This is a genomic window from Paraburkholderia unamae (assembly GCF_003096875.1).
Taxonomy (GTDB): Bacteria; Pseudomonadota; Gammaproteobacteria; order Burkholderiales; family Burkholderiaceae; genus Paraburkholderia; species Paraburkholderia unamae.
This window is the reverse complement of sequence record NZ_QEOB01000013.1, coordinates 245,238-266,031: the sequence shown is the minus strand read 5'-3', so window position 1 is coordinate 266,031 and position 20,794 is coordinate 245,238. Positions and strand designations below refer to the sequence as shown.

Annotated in this window: 17 protein-coding genes; 8 read left to right on the top strand and 9 right to left on the bottom strand. The window is 66.1% G+C overall.

Going from position 1 to position 20,794, the window contains the following annotated elements; translation table 11 throughout:
* Positions 1–16 precede the first annotated feature (16 nt).
* Positions 17–1,117 carry an MlaA family lipoprotein gene (locus tag C7402_RS26845; protein WP_116612795.1) on the bottom strand — a complete coding sequence of 367 codons (1,101 nt, stop codon included), beginning with the start codon at positions 1,115–1,117 and terminating at the stop codon, positions 17–19.
* On the bottom strand, positions 1,114–3,741 hold the full coding sequence (gene hpnN / locus C7402_RS26840; protein ID WP_116612794.1) for a hopanoid transporter HpnN: 2,628 nt from the start codon (positions 3,739–3,741) through the stop codon (positions 1,114–1,116). The genes C7402_RS26845 and hpnN overlap by 4 nt, the downstream gene beginning before the upstream one ends.
* Before the next feature lie 208 nt (positions 3,742–3,949).
* Between hpnN and C7402_RS26835 the strand changes: the two genes are divergently transcribed.
* Positions 3,950–4,558, top strand: coding sequence for an MlaC/ttg2D family ABC transporter substrate-binding protein (locus C7402_RS26835; RefSeq protein ID WP_112170792.1), 609 nt, complete (start codon positions 3,950–3,952; stop codon positions 4,556–4,558).
* A 69-nt stretch (positions 4,559–4,627) separates the two neighbouring features.
* On the opposite strand, the gene C7402_RS26830 is transcribed toward C7402_RS26835, so the two are convergent.
* Complete coding sequence (locus C7402_RS26830; protein WP_165842006.1) at positions 4,628–5,290, bottom strand: response regulator; 663 nt, start codon at positions 5,288–5,290, stop codon at positions 4,628–4,630.
* Positions 5,290–6,780, bottom strand: a complete 1,491-nt coding sequence (locus C7402_RS26825) for a cache domain-containing protein (protein WP_116612826.1) — start codon at positions 6,778–6,780, stop codon at positions 5,290–5,292. Before C7402_RS26825 ends, C7402_RS26830 begins: the two co-directional genes overlap by 1 nt.
* A 119-nt stretch (positions 6,781–6,899) precedes the next feature.
* Between C7402_RS26825 and C7402_RS26820 the strand changes: the two genes are divergently transcribed.
* The 3 genes from C7402_RS26820 to C7402_RS26810 all read left to right on the top strand — a co-directional run bounded on the left by C7402_RS26820 (position 6,900) and on the right by C7402_RS26810 (position 10,376).
* On the top strand, positions 6,900–7,865 hold the full coding sequence (locus tag C7402_RS26820) for a glycerophosphodiester phosphodiesterase family protein (RefSeq protein WP_208949007.1): 966 nt from the start codon (positions 6,900–6,902) through the stop codon (positions 7,863–7,865).
* 190 nt (positions 7,866–8,055) lie between these two features.
* Positions 8,056–10,140, top strand: coding sequence for a carbon starvation CstA family protein (locus tag C7402_RS26815; protein ID WP_116612793.1), 2,085 nt, complete (start codon positions 8,056–8,058; stop codon positions 10,138–10,140).
* Positions 10,141–10,169: 29 nt separating this feature from the next.
* A complete protein-coding gene (locus tag C7402_RS26810; protein WP_112170794.1) occupies positions 10,170–10,376 on the top strand; it encodes a YbdD/YjiX family protein in 207 nt (68 codons plus the stop codon).
* Between the two features lie 74 nt (positions 10,377–10,450).
* Here the strand turns inward: C7402_RS26810 and C7402_RS26805 are convergent, their stop codons facing one another.
* Entirely contained in the window at positions 10,451–11,371 is a 921-nt protein-coding gene (locus C7402_RS26805) for a LysR family transcriptional regulator (RefSeq protein WP_116612792.1), read from the bottom strand.
* Positions 11,372–11,521: 150 nt separating this feature from the next.
* Between C7402_RS26805 and speB the strand changes: the two genes are divergently transcribed.
* A complete protein-coding gene (gene speB / locus C7402_RS26800; protein ID WP_112170799.1) occupies positions 11,522–12,475 on the top strand; it encodes an agmatinase in 954 nt (317 codons plus the stop codon).
* 58 nt (positions 12,476–12,533) lie between these two features.
* Positions 12,534–14,048 carry a purine-cytosine permease family protein gene (locus C7402_RS26795; protein WP_116612791.1) on the top strand — a complete coding sequence of 505 codons (1,515 nt, stop codon included), beginning with the start codon at positions 12,534–12,536 and terminating at the stop codon, positions 14,046–14,048.
* A 110-nt stretch (positions 14,049–14,158) separates the two neighbouring features.
* Here the strand turns inward: C7402_RS26795 and hpnH are convergent, their stop codons facing one another.
* Together hpnH and ispH are read right to left on the bottom strand one after the other, a co-directional pair.
* Entirely contained in the window at positions 14,159–15,310 is a 1,152-nt protein-coding gene (gene hpnH, locus C7402_RS26790) for an adenosyl-hopene transferase HpnH (RefSeq protein WP_112170801.1), read from the bottom strand.
* A 12-nt stretch (positions 15,311–15,322) separates the two neighbouring features.
* On the bottom strand, positions 15,323–16,267 hold the full coding sequence (ispH, locus tag C7402_RS26785; RefSeq protein ID WP_112170802.1) for a 4-hydroxy-3-methylbut-2-enyl diphosphate reductase: 945 nt from the start codon (positions 16,265–16,267) through the stop codon (positions 15,323–15,325).
* A 421-nt stretch (positions 16,268–16,688) separates the two neighbouring features.
* On the opposite strand from ispH, the gene hpnC reads away from it, so the two are divergent.
* Together hpnC and C7402_RS26775 are read left to right on the top strand one after the other, a co-directional pair.
* On the top strand, positions 16,689–17,558 hold the full coding sequence (hpnC, locus tag C7402_RS26780) for a squalene synthase HpnC (protein ID WP_116612790.1): 870 nt from the start codon (positions 16,689–16,691) through the stop codon (positions 17,556–17,558).
* Entirely contained in the window at positions 17,555–18,733 is a 1,179-nt protein-coding gene (locus C7402_RS26775) for a glycosyltransferase (RefSeq protein WP_116612789.1), read from the top strand. The genes hpnC and C7402_RS26775 overlap by 4 nt, the downstream gene beginning before the upstream one ends.
* Before the next feature lie 80 nt (positions 18,734–18,813).
* Here the strand turns inward: C7402_RS26775 and C7402_RS26770 are convergent, their stop codons facing one another.
* Both C7402_RS26770 and hpnA read right to left on the bottom strand, forming a co-directional pair.
* Positions 18,814–19,512, bottom strand: coding sequence for a hypothetical protein (locus tag C7402_RS26770; RefSeq protein ID WP_116612788.1), 699 nt, complete (start codon positions 19,510–19,512; stop codon positions 18,814–18,816).
* Positions 19,513–19,624: 112 nt separating this feature from the next.
* The gene (gene hpnA, locus C7402_RS26765; protein ID WP_116612787.1) at positions 19,625–20,662 is read right to left on the bottom strand and encodes a hopanoid-associated sugar epimerase; all 1,038 of its coding nucleotides are present in this window, start codon (positions 20,660–20,662) and stop codon (positions 19,625–19,627) included.
* Positions 20,663–20,794: the final 132 nt, after the last annotated feature.

The window sequence follows — 20,794 nt, the reverse complement described above, 5'->3', positions numbered from 1 at the left end:
TGCGGGCGGCCAGGCTTCAGGGCGCCGAAGCCGGCTTTGCCGGTTCGGCCGTGACGCCCGACGCCGGCGCGGCAGCCGAAGCCGCGACGGGCGCCGATGCCGTAGCCGGTGCGGAAGCCGCCACCGCCGCTGCTTCCGCTCCCGCCGTGCCCGCGGCGGCGGCCGCTCCGGCACCCGCGCCAGCAGCGCCAGCCGCGGTCGCTGCCGCGCCACTTGCCGCCGGCGCCGCTCCCGCCGCGCTCACATCGCCCGGATCGTCGTAATTCGGCAGACCATTGGTCGACGCACCCGAGCCCGCCACGCCACCCGTGGTGCCCGCCCCACCCGGCGCGTCCGGATCGTCGTAATTGGGCAGGCCGTTGTCGTTCGGCTTGGCCGCGCCGCCCGATTCTCCCGGTTCGCCGTAATCGGGCAGCGGCGCGTTGTTGCCCTGCGAGCCGCGAATCAGCGATTCGCGCTGCTGGCGGTACGCGTCGCGCACGAACGAATACGGGTCGAGCGCCGCCTGCTTGAGCAGATCGGTTGCGCCGAGCAGGTCCGAACGCGCGCTGACGAACTGCGCGAGATACATCGGATTGCGAACGGCCGGCTCGAAGTAGTTGATGACGTTGAATTTCACGTCCACGCCCATGCCGATGCCGTCACGCACCGAGCTCGGCCCGAACAGCGGCAGCACGAGATACGGGCCCGCCGGTATGCCGTAGTGCCCCATCGTGAGGCCGAAGTCCTGGTGGTGCTTGGGCAGTCCCGCCGCGGTTGCGAAGTCGATCAGGCCGCCCAGACCGAAGGTCGTGTTCATGGCGATGCGCATGAGATCCTGAACGGCGTCGGTGATCTTCAGTTGCAGCAGGTTGTTGGCGAAGTTGTCGGCGTCGCCGAGGTTCGAGAAGAAGTTCGTGATCGCCTGGCGCAGCGGCTGCGGCGTTACCTTCTGGTAGCCCTTCGCGATGGGTTGTGCGATGTAGGTGTCGAGTTTGTCGTTGAACTGGAAGATCACGCGATTCGTGGGCTCGAACGGGTCGCCCGGCTTGCGCTCGGGCCCCGTGGCGCAACCCGACGTCACGAGGAGCGCCAGGCTCGCCGCCGCCATGGTCAGCGCGGCTTGATTCTTTTTCATTGATCGATCCCCTGAATTTCCGATCGTGCGCGCTTCGCGCGCGGCTTGCCCATCAGCACCGGCTGGAATACCACGGCGCCGATGAGCGTACAGAACAAGGACAGCGCGAGCAGTTCGCCCATGCTCGACGTGCCCGGATGATGCGAAAGCCACAGGCTGCCGAACGCCGTGGCCGTGGTCGCGGCGGAAAACAGCACCGCATGGGTAAGGCTGGAATGCAGCAGGCCAGTTTGCCCTGCGCGCCAGGCCATCACGAAATAGATTTTGAACGCGACGCCAACGCCGAGCATCAGGGGAAGCGCGATGATGTTGGCGAAATTGAGCTGGATGCCGAACACAACGCACAACTCCAGCGTCACGAGCGCCGATACCAGCAGAGGAATCAGCGTGCGCAGCACGTCGCCGAAATTGCGCAGCGTGATCCACAGCAGCGCGGTGATGAGCACCACCGACCACGCCGCCGCCTGAAGGAACGCGAGGATGATGACGTTGGCCGAGTGCAGGATCGAGATCGGCCCGCCGATGGCGCCGGGCTCGGCCGCCTTCACGGCGTGCGCGAAGCGCGCGAGCATCACGTCGTCGTTGGGATCGACGCCCGGCGGCACGCGCGGCGCGATGTCCACGATCGCCTGGCCGGTCGGCGCGACCCAGTCGCGCGCCATCTCGGGCGGCAGGTTCTCGCGGGTGATCTCGGTGGGCTGCAAGAGGCGCGAGAGCTGCGCGAAGGCGAGCTTGAGCGGCAGGCTGAAAGCGGTTTCCGCGCGATCGCGCACGGCCGGGCTCGCGTTGGCGAGCTTCGCGAGCGCGTCGGACAGATGCTTCGCCTCGGCAGCACCCGGCCCCGGATGATCGCCTGCGGCGAGCGCGAGCTGGTTGGCCGCGCGCTTGAGCGTCTGCACGCGCACCTCGTCGGTCACGGGCGAGGACGGCTGCTGCGTGAGCGCGGGCAGAAGCTGCTGCGCGGCGCTCGAGATCAGCATGAGCTTTTGCTGCTGGTCGTCGGGAATCAGCGAGCTGAGCGTGGTGGCGCGCGCCACTTCAGGCAGCTTCGAAAGCCGCGCGGCGATCTTGTCGGCCTCTTCGAGCGACGGCGCGAGCACGCTCACGTCGTTGATCGAGATGACGGGCGAGTTCTTGAGCGCGAGCAGCGTCGCCATCGACTCGGTATGCGGATCCTTAAGATGCAGCGGATTGAAGTCGAAGCGCAGATGCAGCAGCAAAGGCGTCGCGCCCACCACGATGATGAGCGTGGTGATCAGCACGGGCTTGCGATGCTCGGCGAGCCATTTGTCCACCGGCGCGAGAAACGCGAAGCCGGGCGAGGCGCGCTCGCCCTTGGGGTTGAACACGCGGATGAGCGCCGGGAGCACCGTCATGTTGCAGAGGTACGCCACGAACATGCCCACGCCCGCGATCTGCCCGAGTTCCGAGAGGCCCTTGTAGGCGGTCGGCAGGAAGGAAAAGAAACTTTCGGCCACGGCAATCGCCGCGAGCGTGAGCGGCACGCCGATCGTGCGCGCGGTCTTGAGCAGCGCCGCGTCGAGCCGTTCGTCCTGAAAGCGCTCCTCTCGGTACTTCACGCCGAACTGCACGCCGAAATCGACGCCCAGCCCCACGAACAGCACCATGAACGCGACCGAGAGCATGTTGAACGAGCCGATCATCATGAGGCCGAGCGCGGCCGTGATGACGAGGCCGATCAGGAGCGTGACGAGCGTCGCGCCGATCAGCTTGCCCGAGCGCAGGGCGAGCCAGAGGATCAGCAGCACGACGACGACCGTGATCGCGCCATTGAGCGCCGCGCCGTCCTGGACCGAGGCGAATTCCTCGTCGGCGAGCGGCTGTTCGCCGGTCAGGCGCACGCGCGCGCCGAACTCCGTGTCGAGATGGAGCGAGGCGGCGGTCGCGCGGATCGCCTCCGAGGCGCTCGCGCCCGCCCGCAGCGCCGCGAAGTTAAGCACCGGCTGGACGGTGATGAACGCGAACGCGGGCTTCGTGGCCGCGTCCTTGTCGACCAGTCCGCGCCACGAGAACGCGGCAGGCTTGCCCGCCAGCACCTGATCGACGACGTCGGCGGCGCTGCCGAGCAGGTGCGCCATTTGCGGCAGCTTTACCTGGCCGATCGTGAGCGGCAGTTGCAGCGTGGTGGTGAGCGTGCCCGCGAGGCCCGCAAGGCTCGGGTCCTTGGCGAGCTGGTTCACGAGCGGGCGCGCCTGGACGAGCTGGCCCGTGGTCGAGAGGACGGTGTTCGTGGACGGAAAGAGCAGGCCGTTGTGCTGGAAGAACGGGCCGCCCGCGGGCTGCGACACCGCGCTGAATTCGCGCGAGTCGGCCTGGAGCGCGTGGGCGAGCTTGTCGGCGGCCGCGTCGGCCATTTCCGGCGCGTCGGCTTCGACCACCACGAGCAGCGAGCTTGAGCGCTGCGGGAAGGCCTTGTCCTTGGCGTCACTGAGCGCGGCCCATTCCGCCTTGTTCTCGACGAGGCCGCTGACGTCCGTATTGATCTTGAAATGCTTCGCGACGTACACGCCGGAGAGCACGGCGAGCACGATGGCGATTGCGATGACCCACGCCGCGCGGCGTACCGACCAGGCGACGAGGTGGATGATGAATGGCTTCAGCATACAGGCGAGGGGGCCCTGTCAATTAGGTTCTTTGACGCGAAGCGCTCAAGTATACCGGCCCTGCCCGTCCCGGCGCGCCTCATGCACACGCCGGATTGAGGCGACGCCTGGGCAGCATCAGCGCCAAAGCCGTTATACTGGGCCAGCCGGAGGCACGGACCGTTCCGTACTTTACCGGCACCTGAATTTCACTGTTCCAGAAGAGCGTATGAAACGTTACTTGACCGCATTTCTTGCCGCCGCCTGTTTCATGGGCATTTCGGGTGCCGCGTACGCACAGGCTTCGCCGGACGCGACCGTCAAGGCCGCCGTGGAAGGCACCGTGAAGGCGATGCAAGCCGACCCGCAGGCGCGCGGCGGCGACATGAACAAGATCACCCAGGTGGTCGAAACCCATTTCGTCCCCGCTACCGACTTCAAGCGCACCACGCGCATCGCGGTGGGCAAGCCTTGGGCGACGGCTACGCCGGAGCAGCAGCAAAAGCTCTATGAGCAATTTCAACTCCTGCTCGTGAAGACCTACGCTTCGTCGCTCTCGCAACTGCGCGATACGCAGGTCAACTTCAAGTTCGCGCCGTCGAGCACGGGTGCGGGTGCAAAGGACACCGTGGTGCAGTCGCACGTCATCAGCAACGGCGGCGACGACGCCATCGACTACCGCCTCACGCAAACGCCCAACGGCTGGAAGATCTACGACATCAACATGATGGGCGCGTGGCTGATCCAGGTCTACCAGACGCAGTTCGCCGACCAGATCGCCAAGGGCGGCATCGACGGGCTCATCAAGTTCCTCGTCGACCACAACGCGCGCAGCTGATCGCCGATCGCTGTTTGCACATGCATTGTGCCTTGTCGGGCGCGCTGGCTGCTGGCCAGTGCGCCCGTTTCATTTCCGGCGGTGCTCCACAGCGAACTTGATCAGTTCCGCCTGCCCTTCGATCTCCAGTTTGCGCTTGATATTGAGCCGGTGCGTTTCGACCGTGCGCACCGACAGCCCTTCGCGCTGCGCGATCTGCTTGCTCGACAGCCCTTCGGCCAGCGCATCGAGAATGTCGCGCTCGCGCGGCGTGAGGCGTTCCACGGGCGTGCTGCGCGCGGACGCCTGGATCATGCGTGCGCTCAGTCCCGCACTGAAGTACGTGCGCCCCGCCAGCACCGCCTCGATCGCGCGGATGATCTCGGTGGCCGGCGAGTCCTTGAGCACATAGCCGCTCGCGCCCGCGCGCACGGCTTCCGTCACATACTCGATGTTGTCGTGCATGGAGAGCATCAGCACGCGGATGCCCGGAAAGCGCTCGTGGAAGATGCCCGCGAGCGCGATGCCGTTCACGCCGGCCATGCCCACGTCCATGAGCACGAGGTCGGGTTCGAGCGACGCTGCGAGCGCGATGGCCTCGTCGGCGTTGCCGGCCTCGCCCGCCACCTCGAAGCCCGGCACGGCTTCGAGACGCGCGCGCAGGCCGTCGCGCACGAGCGGGTGGTCGTCGACCAGCACGAGGCGCGCAGGCCGGGCCGGGGCGTTCGTATCGTTGATTTCGTTCACATTCATCATGTCGGCGTTCCGGATACGGCGGCGGCATGCGGCGCCGCGTGGGATGCAATCGGCACCCAGGCGGTGACGAGCGTGTGGCCAGGCTGCGAGGCGATGTCGAGGCGGCCGCCGAGCGACTCCAGCCGCTCGCGCATGTTGCGCAGGCCGAGTCCCGCGCGCGGGTCGGCCAGCGCGTGCGCCACGTCGAAGCCGCGGCCATTATCAGCAATGCTGAGCGTCACGCCGTTCGCCGCCACTTCGAGCGTGAGCGCGGCGCGCGCCGCGTGGGCGTGCCGCACGATATTGGTCAGCGCTTCCTGGGCAATGCGAAAGAGCGTCGTGTTGACGGCGTCGGGCAGCGCGGGCGCGTGCGCTCGCGCCCGCGTGGCGCGCGAAGGCTTGGACTGCGCCTGCGTGAAGCCGATCTCGATGCCCGATTGATCGGCAAGCTCGCGCGTGAGTTGTTCGAGCGCGGCGGCGAGGCCGAGGTCGTCGAGCATCGCGGGGCGCAGCGCGTGCGAGATGCGGCGCACTTCGCGCAGCGTGTCGGAAAGGCGCGTGAGGCCGGTGGCGAGCGACGCCTCGGCTGGAGGCACGCGCGTTTCGCCGCGCTCGAAGCGCGCGAGCGCCGATTCGAGCAGCAGCTTCACCGAAACAAGCATCTGGCTGATGCCGTCATGCAGTTCGCGCGAAAGCCGCGCGCGCTCCTGCTCCTGCGACTCCACCACTTGTTGCGCGAGGCGCTTGAGCTTGGCGTCGGAGCTGCGATGCTCGCTCACGTTGAGCACGAGCGCGCCGAGCGCGATCACCAGCACGCCCGCGAGCGCGATTACCCCGAGCCACTTCATGGTGCGCTCGATGTTGGCGGAGGCGCGTTCGTCGATGTGCGCGAGCGTTGAATCGACATCGTCGAGATAGATGCCGGTGCCGACCATCCAGCCCCAGCGCGGCAGCGGCACGACATAGCCGAGCTTGGGCGCGAGCTTGCCCGTGGAAGGCCGGTGCCACATGTAGCGCACGAAGCCGCCGCCGCGTTGCGCCGCGGCGATGAGTTGCTGGATCGTGAGCGAGCCTTGCGGATCGCGCAGGTTCCACAAGTCCTGGCCAACGAGGCCTGGCTCGCGCGGATGCATGAGCGAACGCCCGTGCATGTCGTAGACGAAAAAGTAGCCGTCGGGGCCGAAGTCCATGTTCTGTAGCACCGCGAGCGCGGCGCGCTGGCGTGCGGCTTCGTCGGCGGGCGTGCTCAAGGCGCCGCTCCTGTTCGCCTCGGGCGCGTAGAGCGGCGCGATGGCGCTCGTCGCCAGCTCCACGTAGTGGCGCAGCTCGATCTCCTTGCTCGTGAGATACGCGCTTTGCATGGTGGCGTGCTGCGTTTGCGCGAGGCGCGTCGCCTGCTGGCGCACGCCGATCCCGATCCCGGCAATGGCGACGAGAAACGGCACGACCGCGAGCAGGAAGATCTTCGTCTTCAGGCGGCGGTCGGTGAGAAAAAATGGGGCGTGCATGGCGATGTCGGGTGCTGAGTCTGCAAGCATAACCGCGCGCCTTCACTTTATTGAGACGCACGAGCGGCGATGATAGCGATTCCTCAGCCCGTTGCAGCGAGCCTTCCATGATCCCGCCGATGCCGCCCCGCCCCCTGCTTGCCTGCGCCATGCTTTTCTCGCTGCTGTTCGTGAGCGCATGCACGACCGATACGGCTGGGCGCGCAGTGGCCCATTCAGGGCAAACCGTGCCGCGCGTGATCGCCCATCGCGGCGGCACCGGCGACGCGCCCGAGAACACGCTGAGCGCCATACGCGAAGCGCTCGCGAATCGCGCGGACGCGATCTGGCTCACCGTGCAATTGAGCCGCGACGGCGTGCCGGTGCTCTACCGTCCCGCCGATCTCGCTGCGCTGACCGACGCGAGCGGCGCGGTCGCGGCGAAAACCGCGAATGAGCTGGCGCACGTCAATGCGGGCTGGCGGTTCAAGACGCAAGACGCCGCCGGGCGCGACATCTACGCCTACCGCACCGCGCCGGTTGGTATTCCCACGCTTGCCGAAGCGCTGGCCGTCATTCCCCGCGACGTGCCCGTGGTGCTCGACATGAAGGCGCTGCCCGCCGCGCCGCAGGCGGCGGCCGTGGCGCGTGTGCTGGACGCGGCCGGCGCATGGAACCGCGTGCTGATCTACTCGACCGAAGCCGACTATCAGCAGGCGTTCGCGGCCTGGCCACAGGCGCGCCTGTTCGAGTCGCGCGACGCGACGCGCGGCCGCCTCGCCGCCGTTGCGCTCGCACACACCTGCCCTGCGCCGCCGCCCACGGGCGCATGGACCGCGTTCGAATGGCGACGCCAGGTGGAGCTCGTCGAACGCTACACGCTGGGCGAAGCGCGCTCCACGGTGGCCGCCGCCCAACTCTGGTCGCCGCAGGCGATGCAGTGCTTTCGCACGAACCCGGGCGTGCATGTCGTGGCGATCGCGGTGAACGACGAGGCCGATTACAAAGCGGCCGCCTGCGCAGGCGTGGACGCGGTGCTGGCCGACTCGCCGCGCAAGATGGCGCCGCTGCACGACGCGTTGCAGCACGGCTATCGCTGCCCCTGAGTTCCAGGCACCTACGTAGTCACACGTAGAGCACTTACGTAGTTGTCCGGTTGTGGCTGACGGTTTGAAAGCGAATACTACCGCCCACAGCACGGCGCAATGCGTCGTGCATGCGCCGCCTGGAAACGGCGCGACGGAGCCCGGTCCCGATGCCGGGTGCACAAGTAAAACCATAAACAGGAGACGCCGCATGAGTCGGACATCCAGTTTTGTCGTCTGGACGCTGGTCGCGCTGCTTGGCGCATTCGCGTTCGGCACCATCGCACTCGCGCACGGCGAGCGTATCAGCGCACTGTGGATCGTGATCTGCGCCGTGTGCGTGTATCTGATCGCGTATCGCTTCTATAGCCGCTTCATCGCGAGCACGGTCCTCCAACTGGACGGCCTGCGCATGACGCCGGCGGTGCGTCACAACGACGGGCTCGACTACGTGCCCACCAACAAGTTCGTGCTGTTCGGCCACCACTTCGCGGCGATCGCGGGCGCGGGCCCGCTGGTCGGCCCGGTGCTGGCCGCGCAGATGGGCTACATGCCCGGCATGCTGTGGATTCTCGCGGGCGTGGTGTTCGCGGGCGCGGTGCAGGACTTCGTGGTGCTGTTCCTCTCCACGCGCCGCGACGGCCGCTCGCTCGGCGACCTCGTGAAGATGGAACTGGGTCCGGTGCCGGGCGTGATCGCCCTCTTCGGCACCTTCCTCATCATGATCATCATTCTCGCGGTGCTCGCGCTGATCGTGGTGAAGGCGCTCACGAACTCGCCGTGGGGCACGTTTACCGTGGCCGCGACGATTCCCATCGCGATCTTCATGGGCCTTTACGTTCGCTACATTCGCCCCGGCAAGATCGGCGAGATTTCGGTGATCGGCTTCGTGCTGCTGATGGCGTCCATCGCGTTCGGCCAGCACGTGCACGACTCGCCCACGCTCGCGGCCTGGTTCACGTTCACGGGCACGCAGCTCACGTGGATCCTGATCGGCTACGGCTTCGTCGCTTCGGTGCTGCCGGTGTGGCTGCTGCTCGCGCCGCGCGACTACCTCTCGACGTTCCTGAAGATCGGCACCATTCTCGCGCTCGCGATCGGCATTCTGATCGTCGCGCCGGAACTCAAGATGCCGGCCTTCACGAAGTTCATCGACGGCACGGGTCCGGTGTGGTCGGGCAACCTGTTCCCGTTCCTCTTCATCACCATCGCGTGCGGTTCGGTCTCGGGCTTCCATGCGCTGATCTCGTCGGGCACCACGCCCAAGCTGCTCGATAACGAAACCAACGCGCGCTTCATCGGTTACGGCGCGATGCTGATGGAATCGTTCGTCGCAATCATGGCGCTCGTGGCCGCTTCGGTCATCGAGCCGGGCGTGTACTTCGCGATGAACGCGCCGCTCGCCGTGCTCGGCACGACGCCGGACGCCGTGGCGCACACCGTGGGCCAGTGGGGCTTCATGCTGACGCCGGACATGCTTACGCACACCGCGCAAGCCGTGGGCGAAACGACCATCGTCGCGCGCGCAGGCGGCGCGCCGACGCTGGCCGTGGGCATGGCGCAGATCCTGCACCAGGTGATTGGCGGCGAAGCGATGATGGCGTTCTGGTATCACTTCGCCATCCTCTTCGAAGCGCTCTTCATCCTGACCGCCGTCGACGCGGGTACGCGCGCGGGCCGCTTCATGCTGCAAGACCTGCTCGGCACGTTCCACCCGTCGCTCAAGCGCACGGAGTCGCTGCCGGCCAACCTGATCGCGACCGCCCTGTGCGTGGCGGCGTGGGGCTACTTCCTCTACCAGGGCGTGGTCGATCCGCTTGGCGGCATCAACACGCTGTGGCCGCTCTTCGGCATCTCGAACCAGATGCTCGCCGGTATCGCGCTGATGCTCGCAACCGTCGTGCTCTTCAAGATGAAGCGCGAGAAGTTCGCATGGGTCACGGCGGCGCCGACGCTCTGGCTGCTCATCTGCACGCTCACGGCGGGCTGGCAGAAGATTTTCGACAGCAACCCGAAGGTCAGCTTCGTTGCGCACGCACAGAAGTTGTCGGCGGCCATTGCCGAAGGCAAGATCGTCGCGCCCGCGAAGTCGCTCGAGCAGATGCAGCGCATGGTCTTCAACGACTACGTGGATGCCGCGCTTTCGGGCCTCTTCATCTTCGTGGTGGTGAGCATCGTGGTGTACGGCCTGATCGCGATTTCGCGCGCACGCCGGATCGCTCATCCGACCGTGCAGGAAACGCCGTACGAAGCGATGCCCGCTGGCGGCGCCGCCGTGGCGCAGCGCGTGCACTGAACGGCGTCATCAACTGAACGGAGCACATCATGTTCTCGGGACTTCGCGACAACGTGCAGACGGCCGGGCGCTATCTCGGCCAGGCCATGCGGCTGATGGTCGGTCTGCCTGATTACGAGGGCTACGTCACGCACATGCGCGCGACGCATCCCGACCGCCCGGTGATGACGTACGAGGAGTTTTTCCGCGAGCGGCAGAACGCGCGGTATGGGTCGGGTGCGGGGAAGTGCTGCTGAGGCTTCCTCATCGCGCCGACATTGAGCGTGCCTGAACGAAAGGCGCTACGGGTCTCAAGCCCGTAGCGCCTTTTTCATTGCGTATCGTCCTCGGCCTCATGCAGATGCGCGTTCTTCAAATCCTCCAGAAACGCGCGCACGATCGGGCTATGCCGGTTGCGCTTTTGCGTGACCACATGAAACGTGACCTCGTAGCAGAGCTGTTTCGGATTGAGCGCGGCGAGCAAGCCGCGACGCACGTGAGGCGCGGCAAACTGCTGGGGCAGATAGCCGAGATGATGGCCGGAAAGAATCAGTAACGAAACGGCCTCCATGTTGTCGGCCTGCGCGGTGACCTTGCTTTGCGTCGTGGAGTGCTGCGCTTCCGGCGTCGGATACGTGCGCCACACCCATTCGTATTCCGCGGCCTCCAGCGGATCGAGTTGCCCCGCTTTCCCGAACAGCGGATGCCCGCGCCCGCAGTACGCGATCTGCCGCTCGATGAAAAGCGGCGTGTATTCGAGCGTCGGCACGCGGTGCCAGAAGTAGCCCACCGCGATCTGGATCTCGCCGTTGAGCAACTGCTCCTCAAGTTCGCCGGGCGACTTCACCGAAAGCGAGAAGCGCACCGCTTCGTCGCGCTGCCGGAACGAAGCGATCGCCTCGCTGATGCGCGCGTTCTGGCTGGTCGGCGTGTGACCGATCAGGCCGATGCTGAGCGTGCCCACCAGCTTCCTGTCCAGATGCCGCGCCTTGAGCGTGAAGTCCTCGGCGGCGGCGAGCAGCGTGGTCGCCAGTTCGTAGAAGCGCTCGCCTTTTTCGGTCAGCTTGAAACCGCTGCGCCCGCGCTCGCACAACCGGTAGCCGAGCCGGGTTTCGAGCGTGGACAGTTGCGCGCTGATGGTGGGCTGGCTCACGTTGAGCGTGGTCTGCGCGATGCTCACGCCGCCGGCGTCGGCCACGGCGACGAACACGCGGATGAGGCGCAGGTCGAGATCGGTCAGGCTGCCGAGCATGGGTTCTCCGGGGACAAACATCGATACATAGATAAAAATCTATGTGAACAACGACCAGATCGTTATTCATCTTTGGCCGATGGGCGCTTACAACTGCGGCTATGGCCGTTTCGAATGATACGGCACGGTAAATGAAAGTGGAGCGCCGTAATGTCTGACCAATATTTCCAGCCGCTCGGCGGCAATGTCATGCCGCGTAGCGGCGGTATCGCAACGATGATGCGCCTGCCGCAGGTCGAAAACGCCTCGGGCCTCGATGCCTGCTTCGTGGGCGTGCCGTTCGACCTCGGCACCTCGAACCGCACCGGTGCGCGCTTCGGCCCGCGCCAGGTGCGCTCGGAGTCCGTGCTGCTGCGTCCGTACAACATGGCCACGCGCGCGGCGCCGTTCGATTCGCTGCGCGTGGCCGATATCGGCGACGTCGCGACGAACCCCTACAACCTCGCCGATTCGATCACGCGCATCGAAGCCGCCTACGACGCGATTCTCGAACACGACTGCCGCCCCATCTCGCTTGGCGGCGATCACACGATCACGCTGCCGATCCTGCGCGCGATCCACCGCAAGCATGGCCGCGTCGGCCTGATTCACGTCGATGCGCACGCCGACGTGAACGACACGATGTTCGGCGAAAAGATCGCGCACGGCACGCCCTTTCGCCGCGCCGTGGAGGAAGGCTTGCTCGACTGCGATCGCGTCGTGCAGATCGGCCTGCGCGGCACCGGCTATGAAGCCGAAGACTTCGACTGGTGCCGTCAGCAGGGCTTCAAGGTCGTGCAGGCCGAGGAATGCTGGAACCGGTCGCTCGAGCCGCTGATGGAAGAAGTGCGCGCGCGCGTGCAAGGCGGCCCGGTCTACCTGAGCTTCGATATCGACGGCATCGATCCCGCCTACGCGCCGGGCACCGGCACGCCGGAAATCGCCGGGCTGACCGTGCCGCAGGCGCTCGAAATCATCCGTGGCACCTGGGGGCTCGACATCGTCGGCGCGGACCTCGTGGAAGTGGCGCCGCCGTACGATCCGTTCGGCACCACGGCGCTGCTCGGAGCCAATCTCGCGTTCGAAATGCTGTGCGTGCTGCCGGGCGTGAAGCGGCGCGACTGAGCGGTGGCGGGCGCGCATCGGCGCCCGCGCAAACTACGAAAATCAGGAGACTCGTTGCATGAATGCCCATGAAAACGCCGCCCTCGCGGGCGAGGCGGCCGGCCTCGAAATCGAGAGCCACTCGATCGACTACATCCCCGAGCGCGAGCGTCACGCGAAGCTCAGTAGCCAGGGCCCGTTCTGGTTCCTCGGCAACTTCCACTTCTTCACGATCTCGATCGGCTTCGTGGGCCCGAGCATCGGCCTCTCCGCCGGCTGGACCACGCTGGCGGGGGCGCTCGGCATCATGTTCGGCACGATCTTCATGGCGTTCCACGGCTCGCAGGGCCCGGAAATGGGCTTGCCGCAGATGATCCAGTCACGCGCGCAGTTCGGCTATCGTGGCGTCGCGCTCGCGCTGCTCGCCACGCTGTTCGTGTTCGTCGGCTTCAACGTCGTGAACATCTCGCTCATCATGGACGGGCTGAAGAATGTGTTCGGCGTGAATCCCGCGGTGGTGGCGATCGCGGCGTCGATCGTGGGCGGCGCGCTCGCGATCTTCGGGCACGATCTCATGCACAAGGCGTTCAAGTGGGCACTGATCGCGACGCTGCCGCTCTACGCGCTCGTGACGGTTGCTCTCGCGTTTGGTGCAGGCAAGGGCGCTGCGTCTATTCCCGCCATTCCCGCCGTGGCGTCGGGCGCGCACCTCGGCTTCAACTGGGTCGCGTTCCTCACGCAATTCGCCATTGGCGCGAGCTACAACATCTCGTACGCGCCCTATGTTTCGGACTACTCGCGCTATTTGCCGAAGCACACCAGCCGCGCGAAGCTGATTTCGGCCATTTTCCTCGGCGCCTCGCTTTCGGGTGCGTGGATGATCGGTCTCGGCGCATGGCTCGCGCAGCAACTGAAGGCCTCCGATGCGCTCGTCGCGCTCAACCAGGTTGGCGCGTCGCTGTTTCCGGGCTGCGGCAGCCTGCTGGTCGTCGTTTCGGTGGCGGGTTTCCTGCCGATCATCGCACTCAATACGTACAGCGCCATGCTCACGTTGCTCACGGGCGTGGACTCGTTTCGCAAGATCAAGCCCACGCGTGGCGCGCGCATTGGCGCGGTCATGGCGATCAGCGCAATCGTGATGGCGTGCACGCTCTCGATCAGAGGCAATGGCGTGGCGTTGCTCAACACCTTCCTCGTGCTGATGCTGTACTTCCTCGTGCCGTGGACTTCCGTGAATCTCGTGGACTACTTTTTCGTGCGCAAGGGCCGTTACGCGATCTCGCACTTCTTCACGCCGCAGGGGATTTACGGCGCGTGGCAGGCGCGCGGGATCGTTGCGTACCTGATCGGTTTTGCCGCGATGATTCCGTTCTTCGCCATCGTCGACAACGAATCGGGCAAGGAGATCTTCGTCGGTTACTTCGCACATCTGATGGATGGCATCGATCTCGCCTGGCTGGTCGGGCTGGTCGTTGCGGGTGCGAGCTACTACGCGTTGAGCCGCTCGCTCGATCTGCGCGCGGAAGAGAAGGTGATTCGCACCATCAAGGAAAGCGATATTGTCGCTATGGCGCGGCAGTCGGCAGGGCATTGACGTACGGGTGACGTCTCGCCTGAAAAGACAAAGGGCGCAACGGCAAAAACCGTTGCGCCCTTTTTGCAGGCTTTCCGCGCGAGGCGGAAAGCGAAGCGAATCAAAGCGTATTAGCTAGCCGCGACCGTCACCGGCTTCTTCGTCTTGGCCGCGCTCTTGATTTCTTCGAGCTTGATCTCGACGTGACGCGAGAACACGTATTCAGCCGGACGCGCGCCTTCGAGCGGGATGTCCTTCGCGAACGCGCCGGTGGTGCGCGCGCCCGTAAGGGCAATGCGCGCGGCCTTGAGCGGGTGCGCCACCGTGTCCATCACGGCCGTCGCTTCGAAGCCGCAGTGGACCATGCAGTCCGCGCACTTCTCATACTTGCCCGTGCCGTACTTGTCCCAGTCCGTCGTTTCCATCAGTTCCTTGAAGGTCTTCACGTAACCTTCGCCGACCAGATAGCACGGCTTTTGCCAGCCGAACACCGTGCGCGCCGGGTTGCCCCAGGGCGTGCACTGGTAGGTCTGGTTGCCCGCGAGGAAGTCGAGGAACAGGCTCGACTGGCTGAACGACCACTTCTTGCCGTTGTTGCCGCGCTTGAAGATCTCGCGGAACAGGTTCTTGGTCTTGTCGCGGTTCAGGAAGTGCTGCTGGTCCGGCGCGCGCTCATAGGCATAGCCCGGCGACACCGTGATGCCGTCCACGCCGATCTCGCCGACCGTGTCGAAGAACTTCGCCACGCGCTCGGGCACGGCGTCGTTGAACAGCGTGCAGTTGATGTTCACGCGGAAGCCGCGACGCTTGGCTTCCTTGATGGCCGCGACGGCCTTGTCGTACACGCCGTCCTGCGAGACCGAATGGTCGTGCGCTTCGCGGTCGCCGTCCAGGTGCACCGACCAGACGAAATACGGATTCGGCTGGTAGTCGTCCATCTTCTTTTCCATGAGCAGCGCGTTCGTGCACAGGTACACGAACTTCTTGCGCGCCATGATGCCCTTCACGATCTGCGGCATTTCCTTGTGCAGCAGCGGCTCGCCGCCTGCGATGGAAACGACCGGCGCGCCGCACTCATCGACGGCTTCCAGGCACTCTTGCAGCGACAGACGCTGGTTCAGGATGGGATCCGGATAGTCGATCTTGCCGCAGCCATTGCAGGCGAGATTACAGCGGAACAGCGGCTCGAGCATGAGCGCGAGCGGATAGCGTTTGTTGCCGCTGAAATGCTGGCGGAAGATGTACGAGCCAACGCGGACTTTTTGTAGCAGCGGAATAGACAAAGTGTGTCCTCCTTAAACTTCGCGCGCGACGAGCGGTTGCAACAGCTTCGACGGCAGCTTGAATTCGACTTTTTCTTCACGGCCCGCCATCGTCGAGACCTCGACAGGCCCTAACGCGCGCAGCGCGTCAATCACGTTCTCAACCATTTCCTCGGGCGCCGATGCGCCGGCCGTGATGCCGACCGTCTGCACATTGGCGAACCACTCCGACTTCACTTCCGAGCCGTCGGCCACAAGATAGCTCGGCACACCCGTTTCGCTGCCGATTTCGCGCAGGCGATTCGAGTTCGAGCTGTTCGTCGCGCCCACGACCAGCAGCACTTCCACCAGATCCGACAGTTCGCGCACCGCGGCCTGCCGGTTCTGCGTCGCGTAGCAGATGTCGCGCGTGTCCGGACCGACGATGTCGGAGAACCGTGCGAGCAGCGCGTCGATGATGCCGCGCGTGTCGTCCACCGAAAGCGTGGTTTGCGTCACGTAAGCGAGCGGCGCATCGAGCGGTAGATCGAGCTTCGAAACATCGGCTTCGCTCTGCACGAGCAGCACGGTGCCGGGGATCTGGCCAATCGTGCCTTCCACTTCGGGGTGACCGGCATGGCCGATCAGGATCAGCGTGCGGCCCGCTGCAACGTACTGGCGGCCCTGCACATGAACCTTCGTGACGAGCGGGCAGGTGGCGTCGAGCACGTCGAGGTCGCGTTCCTCGGCGGCGCGTTCCACGGTCTTCGCTACGCCGTGCGCGCTGAAGATCGCGACGGCGCCTTCGGGCACTTCGTCGAGCTCTTCCACGAAACGCGCGCCCTTGTTGCGCAGGTTTTCGACCACGTGCCGGTTGTGGACGATCTCATGGCGCACGTAGACGGGCGCGCCGTGCTTCTGCAAAGCGCGATCGACAATTTCGATAGCGCGGACAACCCCCGCACAAAAGCCGCGGGGTTGGGCAAGGATCACTCGCATAAGGTGGCGAACTCCGACTGCCGCAGAAGGCGAGCGAGTCGGTAAAAATGACCTGATCGCTGCGGCTGTCTATTTAATATGAATACCAATAATTCCGTCTGAGGGGGACGGAGTAAAAACCAGACGCGCATTTTAACCCCTTCGCCGCCGGTTTGCTGCGTGGCGCGCGACGAGGTGCGGCGCGCACGCGACGGTCGCACTCGCGCTCGCGCCGGATGCGCCCGAAAAGCCCGCCGTATGGCCCTTGCGCCGTACCGGCAACGTCGCGCCCGCAGCGCCCGCGGCATGGGGTTCAGCGCGATTTCGAACGCGGTCGGTTCGCCCTTGCGCGGTGCAACATGGCGCGGGAACCCTTAAACTATCGCGTCCTGCGGCCGCCGGGAGGGCGCCCGCAGGATACGACCCCATTCTGGACGCCTTGATGGAACCCGACCACTACGACGATTTTCCGGTAGCGCGCGTGTTGCTGCCGAAGGCGCTGCGCGCGCCTGTCGGCGTGATCTACCACGTCGCGCGCACGCTCGACGACATCGCGGATGAAGGCGACTGGAGCCCCGAGGAGCGTCACACGCGCCTCGCCGATTTTCGCGAAGGGCTGAACGCCGTGGCCGAAGGCCGCCCGGCGACGGTGCACCCCATGCTGTTCGCGAAGCTCGCGAACGTGGTGCGCCAGAACCGGCTGCCGCTCGCGCCTTTCTACGATCTCGTCACGGCGTTCGATCAGGACATCGACACGACGCGCTATGCCGACCGCTTCGAGCTGATGGACTTCTGCCGGCGCTCGGCGAACCCGATCGGCCACTTGATGCTGCATCTGATCCATGAAGCGACGCCCGACAATCTCGCCGATTCCGACGCAATCTGCACCGCGTTGCAGCTCATCACCTTCTTGCAGGACGTGAGCGCCGACTGGGCGCGCGGCCGCATCTACCTGCCGCTGGCCGAGCGCGAGCGCTTTGGCGTGAGCGAAGCGCAGATCGCCGCGGGCCGGGTCGACGACGCCTGGCGCGCGCTGATGGCGCACGAGGTGGCGCGTGCGCGCTCGCTGATGGTGAGCGGCGCGCCGCTCGCGCTGCGCGTGCCGGGGCGCTTCGGCCTCGAACTGTGCAGCGTCGTGCATGGCGGCCTGCGCATGCTCGATTGCATCGAGCGCGCCGGCTACGATGTATTGCGCGCGCGGCCCGTGCTGCGCGCACCCGACTGGACCGTCGTGCTCCTGCGCACGGCGGCTATGTGGCTGTCGCGCCGCGTGGGCGTGCGCGCGCCTTCGATCGAGAGTAACAACGCATGACTACGACCATCCTGTTTGCCGTTTCTTGCCTCTCGCTGGTGATCTGGCTCGTCCTGCTGTTCGGCCGCGGCGGCTTCTGGCGCGCGCGCCCGGCCCAGGCGCTGCCGCTCGTCGAACCCGCGGCCGGCTGGCCCGCCGCCTGCGCCGTGGTGCCCGCGCGCAACGAGGCCGATGCGATCGGCGAGGCCGTGAGCTCGCTGCTCCAGCAGAACTATGGCGGCGAATTCCACGTGATCGTGATCGACGACCACAGCACCGACGGCACGGCCGAAGCCGCCCGCGCCGCCGCGCTCGCGCTGCAATGCCCGGAAAAGCTCAGCGTGATCACCGCGAAGCCGCTGCCCGCAGGCTGGTCGGGCAAGGTGTGGGCGCAGTCGCAGGGCATCGAGGCCGTGCGCACGCTCAAGCTGCCCGCCGACTACCTGCTGCTCACCGACGCCGACATCGGCCACCCGCCCGAGGCGCTCGCGCAACTCGTGGTGCGCGCGCAGGCAGAAGGCCGCGATCTCGTCTCGCTGATGGTGCGTCTGCGCTGCGACTCGTTCTGGGAGAAGGCGCTGATCCCGGCGTTCGTGTTCTTCTTCGCGAAGCTCTACCCGTTCTCGTGGGTGAACAACCCGAAGAACCGCACGGCGGCCGCGGCCGGCGGCTGCATGCTGGTGCGCCGCCAGGCGCTCGAAGAGGCGGGCGGCATCGAGTCGATCCGCGCCGAACTGATCGACGATTGCAGCCTGGCCGCGCGCATCAAGCACCGTGGCGAGGGGCATCACCCGATCCGGCTCGACGTTGCCGCGAAGAGCGTGTCGCTGCGCCCGTACGATTCGTGGAAGGACATCTGGAACATGATCGCGCGCACGGCGTTCACGCAACTGCACTACTCGGCGTGGCAGCTCGCGGGCACGCTCCTCGGCATGACGGTGATCTATCTCGCGCCGCCCGTCGTTGCGCTCGTGCTCGGCCCGAAAGGCTGGCCCGCGTGGCTCGCGTGGGCGCTGATGTGCTGCGCCTACTCGCCGATGCTCGCCTATTACCGTCGCTCGCCGTTGTGGGCGCCGTTCCTGCCGCTCGTCGCGCTGTTCTACGTGGGCGCGACGTTCGCTTCGGCATGGCGCTTCTGGCGCGGCAAGGGCGGACAGTGGAAGGCGCGCGTGCAGGCGCCGGCGCAAGGACGTTGATCGTCTGCGAAATCCGGCAACGGATGAAGTAAAAAAGGGCGCCTCGGCGCCCTTTCTGCTTTTCGATGTCCGCTCGCGCGTTAGCGCTGCGTGAGCATCATATACATCTGCACGACGATATCGGGCGAAAACGTGAACGGCACCCAGCCGTGACCCGTGTGGCGCATCACGAGCAGGCGGTCGCCGTTGGACTGCTTCTGCACGGCCATCACCGGGTTTTTCGTCGAGGCGAAACGCCAGCCGGGCGGAATGCCGGGCGGCGGCTCGGGTTGCATCGAGGCGCGCGCGTTCGCCAGCTCCTCGATCATCTGGCCGATCTGCACCGCGTTGAGCGTGACCGTCTGGCCGCCGATCGTCAGCGTGATCTCGTTTTGCGTCGGGCGCGCCACGAGCAGCTCGGGCGGCGCCCCGGCGGCGGCCGGTTCGGCGGTCTCGACTGCGCTCACGGCTTCGACGGTTTCAGCGGCTTCGACAGGTTCAGCAGGCACGACGGATTCAACGGGCACGACAGGTTCAATGGGTTCGACGTGTTCACGTGCTTCGGCAACCGCCACGGCTTCGGTGGAGGCAGCGGCTTCGGCTTCCGGCGTCGCGGCGAGCGCCGTCGCCACAGCGTCGGCTGCGCTCACGGCTTCCACTTCGCTGCTTGCAACGGGAGACGTCTGGAGGGGTTCGGCGGCTGCGCGTTCATCGGCGCGCGTGCCCTGTACAGCGGCGGCGGCCTGAATGAGCTGATCGACGCCAGCTGCGAGCACGCCAATCTGTTCTTGAAGATTCATGCGAGGCTTCTCAGGTAAGACCTGCGATTTTACCCATAGCGCGCCTGCATTGCCTTCCGGGAGTTGTACGCATGTCGCAACAAAAGTTGTAACAATTTGCTGGGCTTGCTTGTTATTTGGCGTTCAGATAGCCCGCTTCGCGGAACCACGCAAGCGCATCCTTCAGCCCTTCGCGATACGGCCGCGCGCGATAACCGAGCTCGCGCTCCGCTTTCGCCGAGGTGAAATACATCTTGTTTTTCGACATCTTGAGCGCGTCGACGGTCACGAACGGCTCGCGCTTCGTGAAGCGCGCCACGGCTTCCGCGCCCATCGCGAGCGGGTAGAGCGGCCAGCGCGGCAGCGCGATGGTGGGCGGCTTGCGGCCCACCATGCCGGCGATGTCGGCGAGCATTTGCTGGAGCGGCAGGTTCTCGCCGCCGAGGATATAGCGCTCGCCGATGCGCCCGCGCTCCAGCGCGAGGAAGTGGCCGTTCGCGACGTCGTCGACGTGCACGAGGTTCAGGCCCGTGTCGACGAACGCGGGAATCTTGCCGGTGGCGGCTTCCACGATGATGCGCCCCGTGGGCGTGGGCTTCACGTCGCGCGGGCCGATCGGCGTGGACGGATTGACGATCACGGCGGGCAGGCCGTCGCGCTCGATCATGCGCTCCACGGCGCGCTCCGAGAGCACCTTGCTGCGCTTGTACACGCCGATTGCCTGCCCGGCCGTGAGCGGCGAGGTTTCGTCGGCGGAGTTGCCCGAGCTCGTCACCTTGAGCGTCGCCACGCTGCTCGTGTAGACGATGCGCTCCACACCCGCTTCGAGCGCCGCGCGCATCGTGGCCTCGGCGCCTTCGAGATTGGCGCGCTCGATTTCGTGCGGATCGGGCGCCCACAGGCGATAGTCGGCGGCCACGTGGAAGAGGTAGCGCACGCCGGCAAGCGCCTGGCGCATCGAAGCGGCGTCGCGCATGTCGCCGGTGACGATCTCGGCGTCGAGCGCTTCGAGGTTCTTGCGCGGACTCGTCGCGCGCACCAGCACGCGCACGGCAAAGCCCTTTTCCTGCGCGATGCGGGCGACGGCCGAGCCGACGAAGCCGGACGCTCCGGTGATCAGCACGAGGTCCCGGTTGGCGCGGGACGTAGTGGCGCGGGCGGTGTCGGTCATTGCAGGGTGGCTTCCATGTTCGGGTGACGGCTTCGGGCGACGTCGCGGCGTACGCGGCGCGACGTGGCACGGATTGTACGCGGCGCGGGCCTGGCTGTGCCTCGGCTCGCGCCCGGCGCGCTCGCGCGATGG